Source organism: Schnuerera sp., assembly GCF_035459645.1.
Lineage (GTDB): Bacteria > Bacillota > Clostridia > Tissierellales > Tepidimicrobiaceae > Schnuerera.
In genome coordinates this window covers 1-1,774 of sequence record NZ_DATHXO010000352.1, presented here as the reverse complement: position 1 = coordinate 1,774, position 1,774 = coordinate 1, and the positions used below count along the sequence as shown (strand labels likewise).

The 1,774-nt window shown below is 28.7% G+C and carries 1 protein-coding gene and 2 pseudogenes; all 3 read right to left on the bottom strand.

Annotation, left to right across the window (positions count from 1 at the left end):
• A partial coding sequence (locus VK998_RS08220) for a PucR family transcriptional regulator (protein ID WP_325227511.1) occupies nucleotides 1–1,216 on the bottom strand: 1,216 nt, incomplete at its 3' end.
• 186 nt (nucleotides 1,217–1,402) lie between these two features.
• Nucleotides 1,403–1,663 (bottom strand): annotated as a pseudogene (locus VK998_RS13110) (serine hydroxymethyltransferase); the annotation flags it as partial.
• Nucleotides 1,636–1,774, bottom strand: a pseudogene (locus tag VK998_RS13045) (serine hydroxymethyltransferase); the annotation flags it as partial. The pseudogenes VK998_RS13045 and VK998_RS13110, both read right to left, overlap by 28 nt.

Below are 1,774 nucleotides of genomic sequence, written 5' to 3'. Positions count from 1 at the left end.
CCTCTATAAAACTTATATATATATCTGTTACCGACTTTTTATAACTTCCTATGCCTACAGTTACAGTAAAATCACTATTTTCTCTGACTTCATTTCTTATTTCTCCAGAAACCCTTTCAAGTTTTTTAAAAAAATCTTCTATAGGATTTACATCTGGTTCTATTAAAAACACTATACTGTCACTATAATTGGTATAGAAAGATTTATAAAAACTTTTCTTCATTTTAACTGTAATTAAACGAAATACATTATCCCTTTCTTCTTCTAATCCTTTAGTATTTTCTAAGGATAAAAACCTTCCTTTAAAATTATCTATATCTATTATTAAACAAACAAGTCCCTTATCCATTTTCCATCCATATAGTGCTGCTCTGTTATTTGCTTCTTCTACAGTCCTTATATTGTTTAATAATAAATCTTGAATAAACTCATCTCTATATTTTTGCTCTATTTGGTGATTAGAAATCTCCTTTTGAATATTTAGTTTAAGAACTGTACTAGCATGTTCTATAGTTATTCTATCCAAATCCTCTAAAGAATTATTTTTCTTGTTTTCCTCCACTATTATATATCCATAAATAGAACTGCCAATTTGAACAGTATAATTATAGTATTTGGTTAATATTTTTTTAAGACCTAAATTGTCAATATCTTCTTTAAACTTATTAGATTTACTTCTTATATAATTTCTATTAAAAACCAAATCCATAAAAGCTACATTTCTATTTAATATTCCATATAAAGTTTCAATAATATGGTTAGTTCCCTTGCCTTCAATAACTATCTGAGTGAAAGATTTATGAATCTTTTCTGACATCATTAACTTTTTAGCTTGCATATTAACTATTTTTGAAAGAACAGGATGTATAACATCGCTGAAAGCAAAATCAGTTGGTATATAGATAATAGGGAAATTCAACATATCTGCCGTTTTTTTTACCTCTGGTGGCAATTCTTCAATAAATCTGCCTATTTTAATACCTAAAGCTGATGCTCCATTTTCATTTAATTTTATAACCAAATTTTTAAGTTCCAATGGATTATCTTTCATTATATAGGCTGTAGTAATTAAAAACTCTCCGCCTTTCATCCAATTATATATATCGGGAGCATCCATAACAGTTACAGTACTAACTTTCCTATTCAATCCACCTTCTCCAGCCAACACTTTGAAATTTTGAAACTGGTTCATCAAATTTTTAACCTTCATATCCATAATATCCACTCCAAAACATAGTTGGTACCTACTTATTATATTCTAATTCTTTATTATAATGCAATGATTAATGCTACGCCAACTGAATTTGATGATTTTTACAAAACTTAAGGCTAGCATATATCAATAGCTAGCCTTATGTTTTTATTATATTATATTTTGTAACAATGGAGTCGTCTTATTGTCTTAATCATAAAGAGGATATCTATTACAAAGGTTTTCAACCTGTTTTCTTAATTCCTCTACACTATGTTTCTCCTGTAATGTAAGACTCATTATCTCTGCAACTTCTACCATTTCTTTTTCCTTCATACCCCTTGTAGTTACAGCAGGAGTTCCAATTCTTATACCACTAGTTACAAAAGGACTTTCAGGGTCAAAAGGTATTGTATTTTTATTGGTAGTAATATTTACTGATTCTAATAGTCCTTCTGCGTTTTTCCCTGTTCTGCACCAAATAATTTTTTTAATCTATCCCTTGCTATATCTTCTACCATATCTACATATTTGCAACCGCCGTAGTATCTTTTTCCAGGATATCCTTCCGCATACTTATTA